Raw genomic sequence first — 16443 nt, 5'->3', positions numbered from 1 at the left:
CGCCGCGCGGGCCGTCTCCCGGCCCGAAGCGCCTACCGCCCGTTGAACGCGTCCTTCAACCGCGAGAACAGCCCTTGCTGCCCCGGCTTGCCGCACTCCCCCGGGGGGCAACCCCCGCACCCCCGGCCGAAGCGCCTACCGCCCGTTGAACGCATCCTTCAACCGCGAGAACAGCCCTTGCTGCCCCGGCTTGAACTCGCCGGTCGGGCGCTCCTCGCCGCGCAGCTTGGACAGCCGCCGCAGCAGCTCCTCCTGCTCCGGGTCGAGCTTGGTCGGGGTGGTCACCTCGACGTGCACGATCAGGTCGCCCCGGCCGCCGCCCCGCAGATGGGTGACGCCGCGCTGGTGCAGCGGGACCGACTGGCCGGACTGGGTGCCGGGCCGGATGTCGACCTCCTCCAGGCCGTCCAGCGTCTCCAGCGGCACCTTGGTGCCGAGGGCCGCCGCGGTCATCGGGATCGTCACCGTGCAGTGCATGTCGTCGCCGCGCCGCTGGAAGACGGGGTGCGGCACCTCGTGGATCTCCACGTACAGGTCGCCCGCCGGGCCGCCGCCCGGACCGACCTCGCCCTCGCCGGCCAGCTGGATCCTGGTGCCGTTGTCCACACCGGCGGGGATCTTCACCGTAAGGGTGCGCCGCGAGCGGATCCGGCCGTCGCCCGCGCACTCCGGGCACGGGGTCGGCACCACGGTGCCGAAGCCCTGGCACTGGGGGCACGGCCGCGAGGTCATGACCTGGCCCAGGAAGGACCGCGTCACCTGGGAGACCTCACCGCGGCCACGGCACATGTCACAGGTCTGCGCCGAGGTGCCCGGCGCCGCGCCCTCGCCGCTGCACGTCGTGCAGACGACCGCGGTGTCGACCTGGATGTCCTTGGTGGTCCCGAACGCGGCCTCGCTGAGCTCCACGTCCAGCCGGATCATCGCGTCCTGACCGCGCCGGGTCCTGGAACGCGGACCGCGCTGCGAGGCGGTGCCGAAGAACGCGTCCATGATGTCGGAGAAGTTGCCGAAACCCGCGCCGAAGCCGCCGGCGCCACCGCCGCCCGGCCCGGCGTTCGGGTCCCCGCCCAGGTCGTAGACCTGCTTCTTCTGCGGGTCCGACAAGACCTCATAAGCGGCGTTGATCTCCTTGAACCGCTCCTGGGTCTTCGGATCCGGGTTCACGTCCGGATGCAGCTCGCGGGCGAGCCGCCGGAATGCCTTCTTGATCTGGTCCTGCGAGGCATCACGAGGCACGCCCAGGACTGCGTAGTAGTCCGTCGCCACTTACGACTCCGCCAGGATCTGTCCGACGTAACGTGCCACTGCGCGTACCGCTCCCATCGTTCCGGGGTAATCCATGCGGGTCGGTCCGACCACGCCGAGTTTGGCGACCGCCTCGTCGCCGGAACCGTAGCCGACCGCGACGACCGAGGTGGCGGTGAGCCCCTCGTGAGCATTCTCATGCCCGATCCGCACGGTCATACCCGAGTCCTTGGCCTCGCCCAGCAGCTTGAGGAGGACGACCTGCTCCTCGAGTGCCTCCAGAACGGGCCGGATCGTCAGGGGGAAATCATGCACGAAACGCGTGAGGTTCGCGGTGCCGCCGATCATCAGCCGCTCCTCGGTCTCCTCCACGAGCGTCTCGAGCAAGGTCGCCAGTACGGTCGAGACGGTCCCCCGGTCCTCCTGTTCGAAGGACTCCGGAAGATCCTGCACCAACTGCGGCACATCCGCGAAACGCCGCCCCACGACCCGGCTGTTGAGCCGGGCGCGCAGATCGGCGAGCGAACCCTCGGTGACCGGGGTGGGGCAGTCGACCATGCGCTGCTCCACCCGGCCGGTGTCGGTGATCAGCACCAGCATCACCCGGGCCGGGGCCAGCGGGAGCAGCTCCACATGGCGCACCGTCGAACGGGTCAGCGACGGATACTGCACCACCGCCACCTGCCGGGTCAGCTGCGCCAGCAGCCGGACCGTGCGCCCCACCACGTCGTCGAGGTCGACCGCACCGTCCAGGAAGTTCTGGATGGCCCGCCGCTCCGGGCTGGACAGCGGCTTGACTCCGGCCAGCTTGTCCACGAAGAGGCGATAGCCCTTGTCCGTGGGGATCCGCCCGGCGCTCGTATGCGGCTGGGCGATGAAACCCTCGTCCTCCAGAGCGGCCATGTCGTTACGCACCGTGGCCGGGGAGACGCCCAGCCGGTGCCGTTCGGTGAGTGCCTTGGAACCGACCGGCTCCTCCGTCCCCACATAGTCCTGGACAATGGCACGCAGCACCTCGAGTCTGCGTTCGCTGAGCACCCCGCGCACCTCCAGTCCAGCGGTCTCATCAGGTCGTCCGCCTGGCACTCACCGGGCACGAGTGCCAGAACCCCTCCGCCAGTGTACGGCGGGGGGCGGTGGCATGGGCAAGAGCCGCCGCTGGCAGCAACTCTCCCCCATCCCCGTTGAGCTAGCGTCGCGGTATGGAGACGTGTTGGGAAGAGGCGGGCTGGGAGCGGCTCGCGCCCGGTGTGGCCCGCCGTCGGCTGCCGGAGTGGGACGAGACGGTCGGCGTGGTCGTCGGACGGACCGACATCCTCGTCGTGGACACCGGCGCGACCCTGCGCGCCGGGGCCGAGCTGCGTTCCGGGATCACCCGGCTGACCGGCCGCCGCCCCACCCGGATCGCGCTCACCCATCCGCACTTCGACCACGTCCTGGGCTCGGCCGCCTTCGCGGGCTGCGAGGTCTACGGGGCCACGGGACTGGACGAGCTGCTGCGCCGTGAGCGGGAGACACTGCGCGAGGACGCGATCCGCCACGGAGTGGACCGGGACGCCGCCACCGAGGCCGTGGACCATCTGGCCTCCCCGCACCACCTGGTCTGCGGGGAGCTCACCCTCGACCTCGGCGACCGTACGGTGCTGCTGGCCAATGTGGGGCCCGGTCACACCGCCCACGACCTGGCCGTCCTGGTGCCCGGCCGGCCCGAGGTGGTCTTCTGCGGTGATCTGGTGGAGGAGTCCGGCACGCCCCAGGCCGGGCCCGACGCGATCCCCGGCCACTGGCCCGCCGCGCTCGACCGGCTGCTCGCCCTCGGCGGCGCGGACGCGCGGTACGTCCCGGGGCACGGCTCCGTCGTGGACGCCGCGTTCGTACGGGCCCAACGCGACGAACTGGCCGCCCGCTTCGGCGTGTCCGGCTAGCCGCACTCTAGTCGTTCGCCTAGGGGTGTCCGCCGCTGGGAGGGGGCGGGGAGGGAACAGCCCGCCGCGGGCGTCACGATCCGCCGGACACCCCTGGCAGTTCACCTAGGGTCCTTCTGACGGATCTCCGTGGAGGAAGGAGCGGCGTCTCTCCGTGGAGGAAGGAGCGGCGTCAGGGGGCACCTCCCAGCGGTAGCTGGGGGAGCGTGCTCTCGGCGTGCCGCGCGGAAGCCCTCGTAGCGGAGCTACTTGGGTTTTCGCGCGGTGGGGCGAGAGGGCGTGCCGGGCGTCGCGACGCCGCGGAGATCCGTCAGAAGGGCCCTAGTTGTGCGGCTGCGGGAGCGGGTGGCCGTCGCGCGCTATCGTCATCCGGATGCGACAGTACGACCCGGACCTGACCCCGCCCTGGAAGCGGCAGCGGCCCGCCCCCGAGGTCCCCGCCGAACCGGACCTCGTCGTGGAGGAGATCACCACCGGATTCTGTGGTGCCGTGATCCGCTGCGAGAAGACCGCTCAGGGTCCGACGGTCACTCTGGAGGACCGCTTCGGCAAACATCGCGTCTTCCCCATGGAGCCGCGCGGTTTTCTGCTCGAGGGGCGTGTCGTCACCCTCGTACGCCCGCGCGCGGCCGCCCCCAGCGCGCCCCAGCGCACGGCCTCGGGGTCGATCGCCGTGCCGGGAGCCCGTGCGAGGGTCGCCCGCGCGGGGCGCATCTACGTCGAGGGGCGCCATGACGCGGAGCTGGTCGAGCGGGTCTGGGGCGACGATCTGCGCATCGAGGGCGTCGTCGTGGAGTACCTGGAGGGCGTCGACGACCTGCCCGCCATCGTCGACGACTTCGCCCCCGGCCCGGACGCCCGGCTCGGCGTCCTCGTCGACCATCTGGTGACAGGCTCCAAGGAGTCCCGTATCGCCGCACAGGTCACCGGGGAGCATGTGCTGGTCCTCGGCCACCCCTACATCGACATCTGGGAGGCCGTGAAGCCGTCCGCCCTCTCCATCCCGGCCTGGCCGACGGTGCCGCACGGCCAGGACTGGAAGAAGGGCGTCTGCCGGGCCCTGGGCTGGCCGGAGAACACCGGGGCCGCATGGCAGCGGATCCTGTCCTCGGTCCACTCCTACAAGGACCTCCAGCCGGAGCTCCTGGGGCGGGTGGAGGAATTGATCGATCACGTCACCGCGGGGCGGTGACCCGCCCGCGGCCTCTCGTTGACACAAATGGTGCGCCGGCCGCTTCGCTCCGCCACCGCGAAGGTGCTCCCTCGATCAACTCGTCGACACGCCCGGCAGGTCGTGGTCCCCGCGTCAGCGGGGATGCCCGGTCAGTCCACCAGGTCGCGCACCACCGCGTCCGCCAGCAGCCGCCCCCGGAGCGTGAGCACGGCCTGCCCGCGCCCGTACGGCTCCGGTTCCAGCAGACCGTCCCCCAGGGCCCGTGCCGCGGCCGCCGCCCCGGCCGGGCGCAGCAGCTCCAGCGGGCAGCCCTCGGCCAGCCGCAGCTCCAGCAGGATCCGCTCCACCCGGCGCTCCTCGGCGGACAGCAGCTCCCGGCCCGCGCCCGGCGACCGGCCCTCGCCCAGGGCCTGTGCGTACGCCCCGGGGTGCTTCACGTTCCACCACCGCACACCGCCCACATGGCTGTGTGCGCCGGGGCCCGCGCCCCACCAGTCGGCGCCGCGCCAGTACAGCTCGTTGTGGCGGCAGCGCCCGGCGGGCGAGGTGGCCCAGTTGGAGACCTCGTACCAGGCGAACCCGGCGGCCGTAAGGGTCTCCTCGGCGATCAGATAGCGGTCCGCGTGCACATCGTCGTCGGTCATCGGCACCTCGCCGCGCCGGATCCGCCGCGCCAGCTGGGTGCCCTCCTCCACGATCAGCGCGTACGCCGACACATGGTCCGGGCCCGCCCCGAGGGCCGCCTCCAGGGAGGCCCGCCAGTCCGCGTCGCTCTCGCCGGGCGTCCCGTAGATCAGGTCCAGGTTCACATGGCCGAATCCGGCCGCCCGCGCCTCGGACACGCACGCCTCCGGGCGGCCCGGGGTGTGCGTACGGTCCAGCACCTTCAGGACGTGCTGCCGGGCGCTCTGCATCCCGAAGGAAATCCGGTTGAACCCCGCCTCCCGCAGCTCCGCCAGATACCGCGGATCGACCGATTCCGGATTGGCCTCGGTCGTGACCTCGGCTCCCTCGGCCAGCCCGAACTCGTCCCGTATCGCCCCCAGCATCCGCCCGAGGTCCGCCGCCGCGAGCAGGGTCGGGGTCCCGCCGCCGACGAACACGGTCTCCACGGTCCGCGGATCGTCCCCCAGCACCTTCCGCGCCAGCCGTACCTCCTCGACGACCTGCTCGGCGTAGTTGTCCCGCGAGGCGAGCACACCGCCGGAACCGCGCAGCTCACTGGCGGTGTAGGTGTTGAAGTCGCAGTAGCCGCAGCGGGTGGCACAGTACGGCACGTGCAGATAGAACCCCAGCGGCCGCCGCTCCGCCCCCGCCAAAGCGGTCGCGGGCAGTGCGCCGTCCTCGGGCATGGGCTCACCATCAGGCAATACGGAAGGCATGCCCCCATTGTCCGGCACGACCGGGGCCACCCGGGACCACGAGACGGCGCCCAGCCGCCGCGGCCCCCTTTCCCCCTCCCCGCCCCTTCCCGCTACCAGGGGCTCCGCCCCTGGACCCCGGGGCCGACGAGCCGACCGTCGCCGCGATCAGCTCACCGGCCAGCCGCCGACCGCGCCACCTGCGACGCGGCCGGGGGCTGGGGCGGAGCCCCAGTTGTGGGAAGGGCCGGGGAAGGCAACAGCCCGCCCGCAGGCCCCACGACCCGCCAGACCCCCCTAGAGCACCGGACACCCCAGAGCAAGGCGCCGACCGCGCCACCTGCGACGCGGCCGGGGGCTGGGGCGGAGCCCCAGTTGTGGGAAGGGCCGGGGAGGGGAACAGCCCGCCGCAGGCCTCACGACCCGCCGGACACCCCTGGAGCACCGGCCGCGCCCTAGAGCACCTTCAGGACCAGCATCGCCAGGTCGTCGTCCGGCGGCTCCGCCGCGAACTCGTCCACCGCCCGGCGCACCCGCTCCGCGACCTGCCGCGCGCTCAGCCCTCCGCACAGCGCGAACGCCGCCGCCAAGCCGTCCTCGTCGTCGAACTGCCGGTCGCCCGATCGGTGCTCCGTCACCCCGTCCGTCACACAGAGCAGCGTTTCCCCGGGCGTCAGATCGAACGATTCACTCTCGTACGACACATCGTCCACGACGCCCAGCAATATCTGCGGCGCCGCGACCGTCCGTACCTCGCCGTCGGGCCGCAGCACCAGCGGCAGCGGATGCCCCGCGCTGGCCAGCGTGCAGCGCACCCCCAGGCCGTCGCCCAGCGGCTCCAGCTCCCCGTACAGCAGCGACAGGAACCGCGCGATCCCGCCGCCCGCCGGCAGCCCCGCGCCTCCGATCAGGCCGCCGTCGACCAGCTCCACGACCCCGGCGGGGCCTCCCACGGCCTCCACACCGGCCACCACGGCCTCCGCGGCGCCCTCGACGGCCTGCTCCACCGCCTCCTCGCCCAGCAGCTGGTTGAGCCGGTCCAGGACCTCTCCCACGCCGTACCCCTCGCGGGCGAGCAGCCGCAGCCAGGGCCGGACGAGGCCGGTCACCACGGCTGCCTCCGGGCCGTTCCCGCAGACGTCGCCCAGGACGAAGCACCAGCGGCCGTCACCGGCCGGGAAGACGTCGTAGAAGTCGCCCCCGGCGGAGATCTCGCCGGTCGGCTCGTACACCACCGCCGACTCGACCCCGGGGATCCGCGGGATCACGGACGGCAGCAGCCCGCGCTGGAGCACCCGGCTGATGGTCGCCTGGCGGGTGTAGCGGCGGGCGGAGGCGAGCGCCAGGGCGACGCGGCGGGCGAAGTCCTCGATCAGGCCGACCACTTCGGCCGGCATCCGCACCAGCCCGGCCCGCCCCAGCAGCAGCGTGCCGAGCGCGCGGCCGCCCGCCACCAGCCGGCAAGCGAGGGCCGCGCCACCGGGCCCGTACGCGGCGGGGTCGGCCGGCCAGGGCCACTCCATGGCGCTGCCGCGGACCGCGGTGGGCACATGGGGCGGCTCCTTCTCCAGCACCTGCCGCAGGCCCTCGATGCGCCCCTCGCTGGCGTGCCAGACCCGGGCGAGACGCGGCGGGCCGCTGGTGGAGTCGAGCCAGATCGCGCACCAGTCGGCGAGCCGGGGCACCAGCAGCTGCCCGGCGAGCGAGGTCACCATGTCCTCGTCGAACTGCCCGGCCAGCAGATCGGACGCCTCGGCGAGGAAGGAGAGCGCGCCGCGCTGGATCCACTCGGGGTCGCGGCGGACCGGTACGAGGCCCTGCGCGGGCGCGACGATCTCGACGGCCTCCTTACGGCCTTCACCGACGGCCCCCAGGCCCTCGGAAACGGATTCCAGGTCCCCGGGGACGACCCCCGCCCCGAAGCCGCCGTCCGACCCGGCCGCGTTCGCGTTCGCCGCGTCCGCGGCATCCCCGACGTCCACGGCGGCCGCGGCGTCCATGAAGGCCGAACCCATGCCGCCCGCGGCTGTCTGGCCCGTGGGCGCCACCGCCATCTGGAACCACACCGACTTGGTCGCCCGCCGGTAGGTCGTCCCCCAGGACTCGGCGATCTCGGCCACCAGCCGCAGCCCGTGGCCCCCGGCGTACTCCGGCGGCTCGTCCGCATCCGGCGGATCGCCGCGCACCACCCGGGTGGGATGGTGATCGGTCACCTCCACCACCAGGGACGGCGGCTCGCCCTCGCGGTCCGACACATCCAGCGCACAGCTCACCTCGACGGCGGTGCCGGCGTGCACCACCGCGTTGGTGACCAGCTCGCTCACCAGCAGTACGGCCTCGTCCGCCACCTGCTCGGTGACCCGGTCGGCGGCCGGGACCTCGAGCGCGGCCCAGTCGGCGAGGGCAGTGCGGACGAACCGGCGCGCGGCCGAGGCCGCGAGCGGACTGCAGGGCAGGCTGACGCGTGCCGATGCGCTGGTACGGACGGGGCCGACCCCACCCCCGACCGGTAGAACCACCCCACCGCCCTCAACCGACCCACCAGAAGTGGCAGAAGATGACGTCCCCACTGTGCGGCTCCTGAAGAAGCTCCGTCATAACGCCGTGTGCGTAACCGTATCCGGCACGGACAGAGTGGCAGACGGACCGCCCTCATATGCACCGGGTTACGCAAGTGAACCGCGATAAGGGGAAAATTCATGTGTCCGGCGGGCCGGTCAACCTGAAATCCGGTGCGGGGTCGTATGCTTGCCCGTTAAACCTCCCGCGCGCCCGCGTACATGTCCTCGATCAGATCCTTGTACTCACGCTCGACGACCGGTCGCTTGAGCTTCAGGCTGGGCGTCAACTCCCCGTGTTCCACGTCCAGATCGCGGGGCAGCAGCCGGAACTTCTTGATCGTCTGCCAGCGCTGCAGCCCGTCGTTGAGCCGCTGCACATGGCCGCCGATCAGCTCCCGCACCTCATCGGTGTCCACGACCTCCGCGTAGGTCTTGCCACCGAGGCCGTGGTCGCCCGCCCACTTCATGATCGTGGGCTCGTCGAGGGCGATCAGCGCGGTGCAGTAATTGCGGTCGGCGCCGTGCACCAGGATGTTGGAGACGAACGGGCACACCGCCTTGAACTGGCCCTCGACCTCCGCCGGGGCCACGTACTTGCCACCCGAGGTCTTGATCAGGTCCTTCTTGCGGTCGGTAATCCGCAGATAGCCGTCGGGGGACAGCTCGCCGATGTCCCCGGTGTGGAACCAGCCGTCGGACTCCAGCACCTGGGCGGTCAGCTCCGGCAGCCCGTGGTAGCCCTGCATGATGCCGGGGCCGCGCAGCAGCACCTCTCCGTCCTCGGCGAACCGCACCTCCAGGCCCGGGAACGCCTTGCCGACCGTGCCGGTGCGGTAGTCCGCCGGGTTGAGGAAGCTGGCGGCGCTGGACTCGGTCAGGCCGTAGCCCTCCAGGATATTGATCCCGGCGCCCGCGAAGAAGTAGCCGATGTCGGGCGCGAGCGCGGCGGAGCCGGACACCGCGGCCCGCAGCCGGCCGCCGAACGCCTCGCGCAGCTTGCCGTAGACCAGCTTGTCGGCCACCGCGTGCTGGGCCCGGAGGCCGAAGGGCACGGAGGCGGTGCCGGTGCGGCGGAAGTTGTCCTGAGAGACCCTGGCGTAGTCCCGGGCGACCTCGGCCGCCCACTGGAAGATCTTGTACTGGGCCGCTCCGCCCTCGCGCGCCCGCTGGGCCACCCCGTTGTAGACCTTCTCGAAGATCCGCGGCACGGCGCACATATAGGTCGGCCGGACCACCGGCAGATTGTCGATGATCTTGTCGACCCGGCCGTCCACCGCCGTGGTGTGGCCGACGTAGATCTGCCCCGCCGTCAGCACCTTGCCGAAGACATGCGCGAGCGGCAGCCACAGGTACTGCACATCGTCGGGGAAGAGCAGTCCGTCCTGATTACCGATCACAATGGCCATGTAAGACCAGGAGTCATGCGCCAGGCGTACGCCCTTGGGGCGCCCGGTGGTACCGGAGGTGTAGATGAGCGTCGCCAGCTGATCGCTGCGCAGGGCGTCCATCCGCTCCCGTACGGCTTCCGGCTGCCGTTCCAGCAGGGCCGTGCCCCGCTTCTCCAGCTCGGCGAGCGAGAGCACCCAGCCCTCGGGGTCGTCCGCGGCGGGGATCGCGTCGTCGGCCTGGATCACCACCACATGGACCAGCTCGGGGAGTTCCTCGCGCTGTGCCCGCACCTTGGCGAGCTGCGCCGCGTCCTCGGCGATCAGCACCCGGCTGCCGGAGTCGGAGAGGATGAAGGAGGTCTCGTCGGCGTTGGTGGTCGGGTAGACCGTGGTGGTGGCCGCGCCCGCGCACAGCACGCCGAGGTCGGCCAGGATCCACTCCACGCGGGTCGAGGAGGCCAGCGCCACCCGCTCCTCGGGGCGGATGCCCAGATCGATCAGCCCGGCGGCGATGGCGAAGACCCGATCCGCGCTTTCCCGCCAGGTCAGCGGCCGCCACTCATCGGGGCCCGTGCCCGAGGCAGGAGGCACCGGATACCGGTACGCCTCCTTGTCCGGTGTCGCCTCGACGCGCTGGAGGAAGTGCGTCGCCAGGGACGGCGGCCGGTTCTCGAGCAAGTTCTGTGTGTCGGTCACGGCATCCTCCGGGGCCCGCATCATTGCTTGGTGACTCGCGAGTAACCTTCGAGTAGGTGATCAGGGTAGGGGCCGAATCCTTACGGCGTAAGGGGGCCGGGTCACGTTGTTCTCACAAGATGCCCAAGAGCAGCCCCGGAAGGCGGCGGGCCCGGCGCGTCCAGCACGCCGGGCCCGCCGACCACACTGTCCCCGGTGCTCCGGCCTTGGGGCCTTTTCTCCCGGGGCCGGGTCCTACTTCTTCGCCTTGGAGTCCTTGCCGTCGGAGTCGGAGGACAGCACCGCGATGAAGGCCTCCTGGGGCACCTCCACGCTGCCGACCATCTTCATCCGCTTCTTGCCTTCCTTCTGCTTCTCCAGCAGCTTCCGCTTACGGGAGATGTCACCGCCGTAGCACTTGGCGAGGACGTCCTTACGGATGGCACGGACCGTCTCACGGGCGATCACCCGGGAGCCGATGGCCGCCTGGATGGGCACCTCGAAGTTCTGCCGCGGGATGAGCTCGCGCAGCTTGGCGACCAGCCGTACGCCGTACGCGTACGCCTTGTCCTTGTGGGTGATCGCCGAGAACGCGTCCACCTTGTCGCCGTGCAGCAGGATGTCGACCTTGACGAGCTCGGAGGTCTGCTCACCGGTGGGCTCGTAGTCGAGCGAGGCATAGCCGCGGGTCTTGGACTTCAGCTGGTCGAAGAAGTCGAAGACGACCTCGGCGAGCGGCAGGGTGTAGCGGATCTCGACCCGGTCCTCGGAGAGGTAGTCCATGCCGAGCAGCACCCCGCGGCGGTTCTGGCACAGCTCCATGATCGCGCCGATGAACTCGCTCGGGGCGAGGATGGTGCCCCGGACGACCGGCTCATGCACCGTGTCGATCTTGCCCACCGGGAACTCGCTGGGGTTGGTCACCGTGTGCTCGGTGCCGTCCTCCATCTCCACCCGATAGACCACATTGGGTGCGGTGGCGATCAGGTCGAGATTGAATTCGCGCTCCAGGCGCTCACGGATGACCTCCAGGTGCAGCAGCCCGAGGAAGCCGACGCGGAAGCCGAAGCCGAGCGCCGCCGAGGTCTCCGGCTCGTAGACCAGCGCGGCGTCGTTGAGCTGGAGCTTGTCCAGGGCCTCGCGCAGCTCGGGGTAGTCCGAGCCGTCCAGTGGATACAGCCCCGAGAACACCATCGGCTTGGGGTCCTTGTAGCCGCCCAGTGGCTCCTGCGCGCCACCGCTGACCTGGGTGATCGTGTCACCGACCTTGGACTGGCGGACATCCTTCACACCGGTGATCAGATAGCCCACCTCGCCCACGGACAGCCCGTCGGCAGGGGTCATCTCCGGGGAGTTGGTGCCGATCTCCAGCAGCTCATGGGCGGCGCCGGTGGACATCATCCTGATCCGCTCGCGCTTGCTGAGCGTGCCGTCGACGACCTTCACATAGGTCACGACGCCCCGGTAGGCGTCATAGACGGAGTCGAAGATCATCGCGCGGGCGGGGGCGTCGTGGACGCCCACCGGGGCGGGCACCAGCTTGACGACCCGGTCCAGCAGCTCGGCCACGCCCTCGCCGGTCTTGGCGGAGACCTTCAGCACGTCGGAGGGGTCGCAGCCGATGAGGTGGGCCAGCTCGGCGGCGTACTTCTCGGGCTGGGCGGCGGGCAGGTCGATCTTGTTGAGGACGGGAATGATCGTGAGGTCGTGCTCCATCGCCAGATAGAGGTTGGCGAGGGTCTGGGCCTCGATGCCCTGGGCCGCGTCGACCAGCAGGATGCAGCCCTCGCACGCGGCGAGGGAGCGCGAGACCTCATAGGTGAAGTCCACGTGGCCGGGGGTGTCGATCATGTTGAGGATGTGGGTGGCGGGCTCGCCGCCCTCGTCCTTCGTCGGCGCCCAGGGCAGCCGGACCGCCTGGGACTTGATCGTGATGCCGCGCTCGCGCTCGATGTCCATGCGGTCGAGATACTGCGCGCGCATCTGCCGCTGCTCGACCACCCCGGTCAGCTGGAGCATGCGGTCGGCGAGCGTCGACTTGCCGTGGTCGATGTGCGCGATGATGCAGAAGTTACGGATCAGAGCCGGGTCGGTACGGCTCGGCTCCGGCACATTGGTAGGGGTCGCGGGCACGCAGGGTCCTGTGTCTAGGCGGGACTCGGTGTTATCGGTATGGGTCAGTCCCGTCCATGGTCCCATGAATGGCGACCTCTTCCGGGTTTGGGACGCCATGGACCCTGCTGGTAACCTGGCCGACTGTGTCTCGTGCCCCCTCTTTCATGGAGATCTCCAAGGACATCTCCATGAGGGGCGCCGTGGACGTCCTCACGGACGTCTTCATGGACGTCTCGATGGGCGCGGACGCACCACGAAGCAAGTGAAACCCAACGAACCTGCGAAGGCTTTTACGTGGCGAACATCAAGTCCCAGATCAAGCGGAACAAGACGAACGAGAAGGCGCGCCTGCGCAACAAGGCGGTCAAGTCCGAGCTGAAGACCGCCATCCGCCGCACCCGCGAGGCCGTGGCCGCCGGTGACGCCGAGAAGGCCGCCGAGGCCATCCGCATCGCCGGGCGCAAGCTCGACAAGGCCGTCAGCAAGGGCGTTCTGCACAAGAACAACGCCGCCAACAAGAAGTCGGCGCTCGCCCAGCAGGTCTCCAGCATCCAGGGCTGACGCCTTCGGGCTGACCTCGAAGGCTGACGCGCCTTCCGGGGCTGGTCTCCAGCCGGTTTGGACACAGCGGTCCCTCTCACCCGCTCCGACCGGCAGTCGAGAGCCTCTTCAGCCCCTTCAGCGGTACCGCGCCGCACGCGGCCTGCGTTCGCCACGCGGGTGTGGCGCACTTGATCGACACGAAGGCCCCGCGCCTGTCCTTTCCCCCAGGACAGCGCGGGGCTTTCGCGCTTAATTCGGGTATGTTCACGTCATGTCGACATCGGGGGAAACACCCAATCCGTACGGGCCGCCGCAGCCGCCCCAACCGCCTCAGCCGCCTCAGCAGAGCCCGGCGCAGAGCGGGCCGCAGAGCGCGCCGCAGGGGCCGGGGCAAAGCCCGCCGCAGGGGCCGCCGCCCGGTCCGTACGGGCAGGTGCCGCCCCAGGCCCAGCCGCCCCAGCACAATCCGTACGCCGCCCAGCCGACGATGCCTTCCGTCCCCCTGGGCGGCGGCTACGGCCCGATGGGCGCGCCGGGCACGCCTCCCGGGGTGCCGCCCATGGGCCCGGGAGCCGGGGGCGGGCGCGGCGGCAAGGGCTGGCTGTGGGGGCTGGGCGGGGCCGTCGTCGCCTCGGCGGTCTGGGCCGGGGTGCTGTTCGCCACGGGAGGCTTCGACGGGAACGAGGCCGAGGCCGATCTCGCGGGCTACCGCTATACGACCAACCTGTGCGGCTCGACGGACTCCCAGGCCATCGAGGACTCCGGGTACGAGCGGAAGGACGAGAGCGGCTCGTCGTCCAACCCCCAGCACAGCAGCTCCGAGAACCCCGCGCTGGACTCGATGACCTGCAACATCGACTTCGAGCCGAGCGGCGCGAGCAGCAGCGACTACTCCTCGGTGTGGCTCTACACAACGGCGTCGCTGCACAAGAAGACCGACCCCGGCCCCGAGTTCGAGGCCCAGTACCGGGCGTACGAGGACCAGAAGACGTCCACCTACAGCTATGAGGTGAGCCCGGTCAAGGGGCTGGGCGAAGAGGCGTATGTGGTGAGGCAGGAGAGCAAGAGCAGCACCTCCAACACCGGCGCCTATGTGATCCTCGCCGTGCGGGACGGCTGGATGACCTATCAGTCGACCTGGTCGGAGTATGTGTCGACCTCGTCCAGCGCCTCGGCCAAGACGCCTGAGGAGGCTACCGAGATGCTCAGGAAGAGCGCGAAGGCGACGCTGGAGAAGATGAAGGGGTAAGGGGGAGGAGCCACCCACCCATCAAAGCGCGCAACGGACCGAACGCCCAGCCAACGCCCGGGACCGAGCCCCGTGTTCCCGGCCCGGGGGCGCAGCCCAAGGTGAGCCCCGGGCCGGAACCCAAGCGGGGGCGGGGGCGCAGCCCAAGCCAGGCCCAGGGCGCAGCCCAAGCCAGGCCCGGGGCGGAGCCTCGGTTCGGGGAGGGGCGGGGTGGGGAACGAACCCCCCTACCCCCCGCCCAGGCTGGCGGCTAGCCGCTAGCGGCGGCCCGCCCGGGCGGCTCGGGCGATCGTGACGACGGCCTTCTCCAGGGCGTACTCCGGATCGTCCCCGCCGCCCTTGACCCCCGCGTCGGCCTCCGCGACGGCGCGCAGCGCGATCGCCACGCCGTCCGCCGACCAGCCGCGCATCTGCTGCCGCACCCGGTCGATCTTCCACGGCGGCATGCCCAGCTCACGGGCGAGGTCGCCGGGGCGGGCGCCGCGCGGCGCGGAGGCCAGCTTGCCGATGGACCGGACGCCCTGGGCCAGCGCGCTGGTGATCAGCACCGGCGGCACCCCGGTGGAGACGGCCCAGCGCAGGGCCTCCAGCGCCTCGGCCGCGCGGCCCTCGACGGCGCGGTCGGCGACGGTGAAGCTGGACGCCTCGGCGCGGCCGGTGTAGTAGCGGGCGACGACGGCCTCGTCGATCGTGCCCTCGACATCGGCCACCAGCTGGGAGACCGCGCTGGCCAGCTCGCGCAGATCGCTCCCGATGGCGTCGACCAGCGCCTGGCACGCCTCGGGGGTGGCGGACCGGCCGGTGGCGCGGAACTCCGACCGTACGAACGCCAGCCGGTCGGCGGGCTTGGTCATCTTCGGACAGGCGACCTCGCGCGCCCCGGCTTTACGGGCGGCGTCGAGCAGCCCCTTGCCCTTGGCCCCGCCCGCGTGCAGCAGCACCAGGGTGATCTCCTCGGCGGGGGTGCCGAGGTAGCCCTTCACGTCCTTGATCGTGTCGGCCGACAGATCCTGTGCGTTGCGCACCACCACGACCTTGCGCTCCGCGAAGAGCGAGGGGCTGGTCAGCTCGGCAAGGGTGCCGGGCTGGAGCGCGTCGGGCATGAGGTCGCGCACATCGGTGTCGGGGTCGGCCGCGCGCGCGGCCGCCACCACCTGCTGCACGGCGCGGTCGAGCAGCAGCTCCTCCTGGCCCACGGCGAGGGTCACCGGGGCGAGTGGATCGTCGGTCGTCGTCTTCCTGGCCATCGCGGTCCAGCATCCCACGGACCACCGACAGCCCCGCCGCCCGGATGTCCGACAATGTTCCGGTGATCGATGAAGGACTGACCGGCGCCCGGCACGCCCGGCACATCCTGGTGCTCCCCGACCGCGACGCGGCGGAGGAGGTGGCCGAGGCCCTCCCCGAGCGCTTCGGCATCACCCAGGAGCCCCAGTTGGTGCGGGACGCCCTGGCGGGCGAGGACGACGCCGAGGACGCCCAGTGGCTGGTGGTGATCGAGGACCCGGTCGGCGGGCTGGACCCGATGGCGCTGGACGCGCTCGCGGACGAGTACGACGGGTGGCTGGAGGCCGAATAGCGTCCGAGACTGGTGTCGTAACCAATCGTGGTCACGGAAGAGGGGGCTCCGAGGATGAACGGAACTGTGACGGCAGTCAGCAGCAACGGCGAGTACTCGTTCACCAAACCGAACCGGGACAGCATCACCCTGCTCACCGGCCTCGGGGTCGAGGGCGACGTCCACGCCGGCGTAACGGTCAAACACCGCTCCCGCGTCGCCCAGGACCCCACCCAGCCGAACCTGCGCCAGGTCCACCTCATCTACCAAGAACTCTTCGCGGAGGTCGGTGCGGAGGGCTTCAAGGTGCTGCCCGGTGACCTGGGCGAGAACATCACCACCCGCGGCATCGACCTGCTCGCCCTCCCCGTCGGCACCCTGCTGCGCATCGGCGACGAGGCAGTGCTTGAGGTCACCGGCCTCCGCAACCCCTGCCTGCAGATCGACCACTTCCAGAACGGCCTCCTGAAGCAGGTCGTCGGCCGCGACGAGGCCGGAAACATCATCCGCAAGGCCGGAGTCATGAGCGTCGTGCGGGAGGGCGGCACGATCCGCCCGGGCGACCCGATCCAGGCCGAGCTCCCCGCCGAACCCCACCGCCCCCTGGACCGCGTCTGAGCGGCGGGGCGCTCCCTGTCGCGATGAG

General features: G+C 71.1%; 13 protein-coding genes. 6 read left to right on the top strand and 7 right to left on the bottom strand.

Annotated elements, in window-relative coordinates:
- Positions 1 to 135: 135 nt before the first annotated feature.
- Both dnaJ and hrcA read right to left on the bottom strand, forming a co-directional pair.
- On the bottom strand, positions 136 to 1269 hold the full coding sequence (dnaJ, locus tag ACMTAK_RS32990) for a molecular chaperone DnaJ (RefSeq protein ID WP_413809533.1): 1134 nt from the start codon (positions 1267 to 1269) through the stop codon (positions 136 to 138).
- Entirely contained in the window at positions 1270 to 2286 is a 1017-nt protein-coding gene (hrcA, locus tag ACMTAK_RS32985; protein WP_413809532.1) for a heat-inducible transcriptional repressor HrcA, read from the bottom strand.
- 164 nt (positions 2287 to 2450) lie between these two features.
- Between hrcA and ACMTAK_RS32980 the strand changes: the two genes are divergently transcribed.
- Both ACMTAK_RS32980 and ACMTAK_RS32975 read left to right on the top strand, forming a co-directional pair.
- Positions 2451 to 3173: an MBL fold metallo-hydrolase gene (locus tag ACMTAK_RS32980; RefSeq protein ID WP_413809531.1), complete on the top strand. Its 723-nt coding sequence runs from the start codon at positions 2451 to 2453 to the stop codon at positions 3171 to 3173.
- Between the two features lie 373 nt (positions 3174 to 3546).
- On the top strand, positions 3547 to 4365 hold the full coding sequence (locus ACMTAK_RS32975) for a DUF3097 domain-containing protein (RefSeq protein WP_413809530.1): 819 nt from the start codon (positions 3547 to 3549) through the stop codon (positions 4363 to 4365).
- 131 nt (positions 4366 to 4496) lie between these two features.
- Here ACMTAK_RS32975 and hemW read toward each other — a convergent pair whose 3' ends face one another.
- From hemW to lepA, 4 genes are all read right to left on the bottom strand, one after another.
- Positions 4497 to 5729, bottom strand: coding sequence for a radical SAM family heme chaperone HemW (gene hemW / locus ACMTAK_RS32970; protein ID WP_413809529.1), 1233 nt, complete (start codon positions 5727 to 5729; stop codon positions 4497 to 4499).
- Between the two features lie 434 nt (positions 5730 to 6163).
- Complete coding sequence (locus ACMTAK_RS32965; RefSeq protein ID WP_413809528.1) at positions 6164 to 8227, bottom strand: SpoIIE family protein phosphatase; 2064 nt, start codon at positions 8225 to 8227, stop codon at positions 6164 to 6166.
- Between the two features lie 236 nt (positions 8228 to 8463).
- Complete coding sequence (locus ACMTAK_RS32960) at positions 8464 to 10353, bottom strand: AMP-dependent synthetase/ligase (protein WP_413809527.1); 1890 nt, start codon at positions 10351 to 10353, stop codon at positions 8464 to 8466.
- 234 nt (positions 10354 to 10587) lie between these two features.
- Entirely contained in the window at positions 10588 to 12465 is a 1878-nt protein-coding gene (gene lepA / locus ACMTAK_RS32955; RefSeq protein WP_413809526.1) for a translation elongation factor 4, read from the bottom strand.
- 276 nt (positions 12466 to 12741) lie between these two features.
- Between lepA and rpsT the strand changes: the two genes are divergently transcribed.
- Positions 12742 to 13008: a 30S ribosomal protein S20 gene (rpsT, locus tag ACMTAK_RS32950; RefSeq protein ID WP_262700020.1), complete on the top strand. Its 267-nt coding sequence runs from the start codon at positions 12742 to 12744 to the stop codon at positions 13006 to 13008.
- Between the two features lie 253 nt (positions 13009 to 13261).
- Positions 13262 to 14239, top strand: coding sequence for a hypothetical protein (locus ACMTAK_RS32945; RefSeq protein WP_413809525.1), 978 nt, complete (start codon positions 13262 to 13264; stop codon positions 14237 to 14239).
- Positions 14240 to 14496: 257 nt separating this feature from the next.
- Here the strand turns inward: ACMTAK_RS32945 and holA are convergent, their stop codons facing one another.
- Positions 14497 to 15486 (bottom strand): DNA polymerase III subunit delta, encoded by a 990-nt coding sequence (gene holA, locus ACMTAK_RS32940; RefSeq protein ID WP_020871375.1) that lies wholly within the window; start codon positions 15484 to 15486, stop codon positions 14497 to 14499.
- A 44-nt stretch (positions 15487 to 15530) separates the two neighbouring features.
- On the opposite strand from holA, the gene ACMTAK_RS32935 reads away from it, so the two are divergent.
- Positions 15531 to 15818: a hypothetical protein gene (locus tag ACMTAK_RS32935; protein WP_413809524.1), complete on the top strand. Its 288-nt coding sequence runs from the start codon at positions 15531 to 15533 to the stop codon at positions 15816 to 15818.
- A gap of 54 nt (positions 15819 to 15872) precedes the next feature.
- On the top strand, positions 15873 to 16415 hold the full coding sequence (locus ACMTAK_RS32930) for an MOSC domain-containing protein (protein ID WP_413809523.1): 543 nt from the start codon (positions 15873 to 15875) through the stop codon (positions 16413 to 16415).
- Positions 16416 to 16443 lie beyond the last annotated feature (28 nt).

The organism is Streptomyces lacaronensis (assembly GCF_047337785.1).
GTDB lineage: Bacteria > Actinomycetota > Actinomycetes > Streptomycetales > Streptomycetaceae > Streptomyces > Streptomyces lycopersici.
Note: the sequence above shows the minus strand (reverse complement) of the source record. Positions and strands in the feature narration are given on the sequence as shown.